Source organism: Paenibacillus agaridevorans (assembly GCF_003112455.1).
Classification (GTDB): Bacteria; Bacillota; Bacilli; order Paenibacillales; family Paenibacillaceae; genus Pristimantibacillus; species Pristimantibacillus agaridevorans.
This window is the reverse complement of the sequence record NZ_BDQX01000132.1, coordinates 1-4,605: the sequence shown is the minus strand read 5'-3', so window position 1 is coordinate 4,605 and position 4,605 is coordinate 1. Positions and strand designations below refer to the sequence as shown.

5 protein-coding genes are annotated in these 4,605 nt (G+C 40.6%); 4 read left to right on the top strand and 1 reads right to left on the bottom strand.

All coding sequences use genetic code 11. The annotated features are described in order from the left end of the window. The first annotated feature begins 229 nt into the window (after positions 1–229). The 4 genes from PAT3040_RS13155 (at position 230) to PAT3040_RS13145 (ending at position 4,156) form a co-directional block, all read left to right on the top strand. On the top strand, positions 230–1,138 hold the full coding sequence (locus PAT3040_RS13155; protein ID WP_108993013.1) for a stalk domain-containing protein: 909 nt from the start codon (positions 230–232) through the stop codon (positions 1,136–1,138). A 260-nt stretch (positions 1,139–1,398) separates the two neighbouring features. Then, positions 1,399–1,665: a hypothetical protein gene (locus PAT3040_RS13150; protein ID WP_108993012.1), complete on the top strand. Its 267-nt coding sequence runs from the start codon at positions 1,399–1,401 to the stop codon at positions 1,663–1,665. An 817-nt stretch (positions 1,666–2,482) separates the two neighbouring features. After that, positions 2,483–2,845 carry a hypothetical protein gene (locus PAT3040_RS36335; protein WP_146200417.1) on the top strand — a complete coding sequence of 121 codons (363 nt, stop codon included), beginning with the start codon at positions 2,483–2,485 and terminating at the stop codon, positions 2,843–2,845. Between the two features lie 285 nt (positions 2,846–3,130). Further along, a complete protein-coding gene (locus PAT3040_RS13145; protein ID WP_087567828.1) occupies positions 3,131–4,156 on the top strand; it encodes an aminoglycoside phosphotransferase family protein in 1,026 nt (341 codons plus the stop codon). Positions 4,157–4,435: 279 nt separating this feature from the next. Here PAT3040_RS13145 and PAT3040_RS13140 read toward each other — a convergent pair. Next, a partial coding sequence (locus tag PAT3040_RS13140) for a manganese catalase family protein (protein WP_181376515.1) occupies positions 4,436–4,605 on the bottom strand: 170 nt, incomplete at its 5' end.

Sequence of the window (4,605 nt, the reverse complement as noted above, 5' to 3'; positions counted from 1 at the left end):
CATCGTCGCAATCATTTCCAAGTGGGCGAATTCCTCGGTACCTCTAAGATATCAGTGATAGTATTCCGTGGAGTTTCACCCTAATATTAAACTAACTGGCAGTATAGCGTGACGGATTTGCCATTTGGTTGGAAGCGATAAATTTATTATTTGGTACATTTTATAAGATTAGTAAGGATGGTACAATATCCTTAGTACATACAATTATTACGGGATGAGGGGTTAGGTTATGTTGCGTAAGTGGAAGATGTTTTTTGTTATTGGTACAGTCATCTCTTTGTTCATTGGTGGTGCTGTAAAGGCTGGTAATGACATCACGGTGATGTTGGAAGGGAACAAGATCTCATTTCCCCGAGTTCCTATCATAGTGGATGGCACGGCCTACGTCCCATACCGTTCTTTATTCGAGTATTTGGGCTTACAGGTCGAGTGGCATGAAAAAACAAAGACAATTACAGGAAACGGTGATGGCATTCACATCACATTCCAACTAAACAATCATAAGGCTGTAGTTAACGGCAATAGTTATGAACTTTATGAAGCTCCACAGCTAGTTGACGGGGTAACATACGTACCCATTCGTTTTGTCGCAGATTCGACCGGACGCCCAGTTCATTGGGAAGATTCAACACGTACCATTAGTATCGGTAAAGGGATTTCGTTTAACGAGGCACTCACATACGAAACGGAAAACATCCTCAATTACGAAACTTCCCCCCTTCATCAGGCAATGGGATTCACTTTAAAAGACATTGACGGTAAGAACCACTCTTTTTCATTTGACAAAAAGCTATCGAAACCCGTTGTTATTAACTTTTGGGCCTCATGGTGCAAACCGTCGGTTGATGAAGTACCGGCTCTAAAGAAGATACAAGAAGAGTATGGTGACCAAGTGGATCTCATTACAATCAACGTCGACTCGGATCTCGAGGTGGCAGCCAAGTTTGTTGCGGAGAAAGATCTTAATTATTTGGTCTTATATGATGCTGATTCTGATGTTGGGCGTAAATATGGGGTGTACTCGATTCCTCAAACATTTTTCATCAATGAGGAGGGGGCTATACTCTATGAAGTTAAGAGTAATATGACGGAAAATGAGTTAAAAACTAGAATTGAACATTTCTTGCTTACTGACTAAATAAACAATATGCACGGGTTCGTCGACCACAAAGCAATGTTCTAGTTTAATTTTAATAGGACTCTCCAGCTATACTGGCAGTCAGAGAATCCTTTATGTTTATGGGTGCTATGGGATTGGCGATTAACCTGGAAAGTCATAAAAAGGTATCCATATAAAGGGCAGTCGGTTGAGCTATCGGACAGGATACCGAGGTATATCTGTTGAAATTAATGGAAGCGTGAGACGAAGAACGTTTAAATATTCAGGGGGAATAATTTATGGAAATTAAAGACGCTGGGTTTAGTTGTAAATATCTGTTGTTTGGCTTCGATTCACCTTTTGTTCATGGAGGACTAAACGATTTCTTAATCGGGTTTAATACATCTGAAGAGTTCGAGGAACGTTTCGTGGATTCAGAAGATGAGTCTCCAGTGACCGGCTTCGATAACTATCAAATCCTTTGTACTCAATTCTCAAAAGCTGTTTACTTTTCATCAGAATTATCTTTACTTGACTGGGTTCAAAATAGATTTGAATTGGAATGAGAATATCATAGAAGCGTATCAAGGAAGTTTCGGTGATTATTTTGACCTGGAGTTGGAACAAACCTGATTGGAGTTTTGTATGATACTTTCAATAAAGGTAACTAGAGTCTTATTGTTTGTAATTATGGTATTATTATTTGTCTCATCAATGCCCATCTTTGCAGGAATAACTTTGCTTTTAATTTTGGGGCTTTCGAATCTTCTTAAAAAGATTAGAAATCCTAACGGAGAACGATAGCACCACAACTTAACGGCAGCCGGCCACTCGATCGGTTGCTGTTGTTCGTTGAAGTAAACGGCAGTTTAGCGGAACCAAAACCTGTAAATTTAAGTATATGCATAATAGAACTAAATCAGATGTGAAAGGAGTCAGTTGGTTAATGAATGAAACGATAGCAAGAATCATATCTCAGTGTGAAAAGCTTTCTGAAGATGAGATGAACATGGTAACCGATGGACTATCAAGAGGTTTTGATAGGCGAATTCAAAATTAAATCCTAGAGCTCACAACATTTAGTCACGATGAATTAGTTATTACTAGTAATGTAATAAGTGGACTAATTCTTACTAAAGAGAATGTACCTGACATGATAGAAGCGCATGAACAATTTAAGGGCACTGCTCTTCCCAACAAAATTACCTTTGGTCGGATAATAAAAGATTAAGCTAACGGGGAACGATAGCGTCAAGATACCTTCGGCAACCGGCCACACGACGGGTGCCGTTACTTGTTGAAGTAACGGGCAGCAGTTCAACAGATATAATCCATATAGGATGAGCAAAGGACCATTTTATATAAATAACGAGGTTTTCAAGAATGAAAAAATCGAAATTAGAATTCAAACTTCGTACAAGAGACGGCTATCCAGGATCTTTAACTTTTGCAGATTTTATAGTAGACGGACAATCATTATACGATTTATATGCAGAGGAATTTGATTTTGTATCTTGTTTAGGGTGGGGCAGTGAGGAATTTCAAAATGAACAAATCTCAAGGTTAATTTTAATGAGTAAACCAGATTTTCCAAATGGAAAGAATTCAATATATATTTGTCCTGCATGTGCTGATTTGGGATGCGGAGCAGTATCAATATTTATTAAAAAGACAAAAGATATAATAACTTGGACTAATTATGCAAAGGGCTGCCTTCATTTTAGGGCAGCCTCTTTACAGTCCTAACCTCACTCAAATCACCGATAACAACGATGTGCGCATAATCCTCGGTACCTCCAAGATATAAGTGATAGTATTCCGTGGAGTTTCACCCTGATATTAAACTAACGGGGAGTATAGTTATAACGAAACTCTCCCCAAAATAAGGGATTACATTTGATATAATCTTCTAAGCAGTTGGAAAACGGCTGTTGTTTTCATAGATGGGTATCTATGTCGTTCTAAATGATGACGAATATGTCCAGGATAATACGAGCTGCCTTATCGACTATGAAGAAGATGGAGGAATTAATGAATATTAAACTTGAAAAGGTGATTTATGTCTTAAACCAACGGTTCAAGAAGGATATCATCTCGGCCGACTTCCAAATTATACCTCTACAGGGTGGAACCGTGGGGAACGTGTACCTGGTATCGGGGACCGCCGAAACCGCAGAAGGTGAAATATTGCCTTACCATATTGTACTGAAGATCCAAAAGAAATGGGAGCGATACGGTGATCCCGGTTCATGGCGTCGGGAATATGATCTGTATTCGTCTGACTTGGGAGCGGCTTTCTCGGAAGCCCTCCGCTGGCCGACATGTTATTATGCCGAGTTCAATGCCGAAGTTAATGAATACCAGCTGTGGCTGGAATATATCGATGGTGTAACCGGATTAGACTTGACTAGTGAAATGTATGAAAAGGCCGCGAGGGAGTTAGGGCGCTTTCAAGGCAAGCTGTATGCTCTGCAACCCGCCGTGCTGCGAAGCCTGACCAACCTGAGTCAAGAGGATCTCATGAAGAATACTTATTTGCATTACCGGTCATGGCCGGTCGTCTACGATTATATACGATCAGAGGACTGCGAATTGCCTCTGCACGTACGGCAAATGCTCATCGACATCGATGAGCAGGCAGACGAGATATTCCACCGTATTGAAAAATTGCCCCTCGTTTTATGTCACAGGGATTTCTGGGTAACCAACCTTATCTATGCTGATGGGAATATCGCGCTCATCGATTGGGATACCAGCGGATGGGGCTATCTGGGCGAGGATCTCGCAAGTCTGATCGCGGATGAACCGGATATCGATCACATGATCGAACACTATCAGCGATGCATCCCTGCATATTACAAAGGTTTTTCGGAGTATTCGGATGTATCCCGAATCGCCGACCATTGTGTGTATGAGATCATGCTTCTTGTATTCGGATATAGGCTTGTGGAGGGGTATCTCCACACTGAGGCTGATGACGAGAAGAGGAAGCATGTCCAAACTCTCCAAAAAATCTATGAAATGAAGACCATACCCTTAATCGTCACATCTGGTTAAATAACCTTAACTAACGTATTTAGATTGGGATACTTTTAGATGAGTGTCCATGTGTATAAAATGTATATAATAAATCTTAAACCCATGATATTCTTATGCATTCTCTGCAAAATCTCTAAACAACAAAATTCCCCGTGAACCCAGTAATATCAAGGGATCGCGGGGTTTTCTCTATTTATCAAATTCATTCTTATGCAACATAATGGCGTCCCAGAAGGACGCCATACTGTCCTTACTGTTTGTTATTTATTAATCGTGGAACACGAATAGTAGGTTGCCTTAGAAAAAGATCTTCCGATCCCGCTCCTCCTTCAAAATTTCCACAGCTTCTCTAAAGCGTAACGAATGGACAATTTCGCGTTCCCGTAAAAATTTGAGGCTGTCCTGCAAGTCTACGTCATCCGTCAAGTCGATCAGCCACTGATAGGTGGCCCTGGCTTTTTCCTCGG

Bases quoted from the DNA above. Each gene is read 5' to 3' on its own strand.
- PAT3040_RS36335 (WP_146200417.1), top strand. From the start codon at position 2,483: ATGAAAAAATCGAAATTAGAATTCAAACTTCGTACAAGAGACGGCTAT.
- PAT3040_RS13145 (WP_087567828.1), top strand. From the start codon at position 3,131: ATGAATATTAAACTTGAAAAGGTGATTTATGTCTTAAACCAACGGTTC.
- PAT3040_RS13150 (WP_108993012.1), top strand. From the start codon at position 1,399: ATGGAAATTAAAGACGCTGGGTTTAGTTGTAAATATCTGTTGTTTGGC.
- PAT3040_RS13155 (WP_108993013.1), top strand. From the start codon at position 230: ATGTTGCGTAAGTGGAAGATGTTTTTTGTTATTGGTACAGTCATCTCT.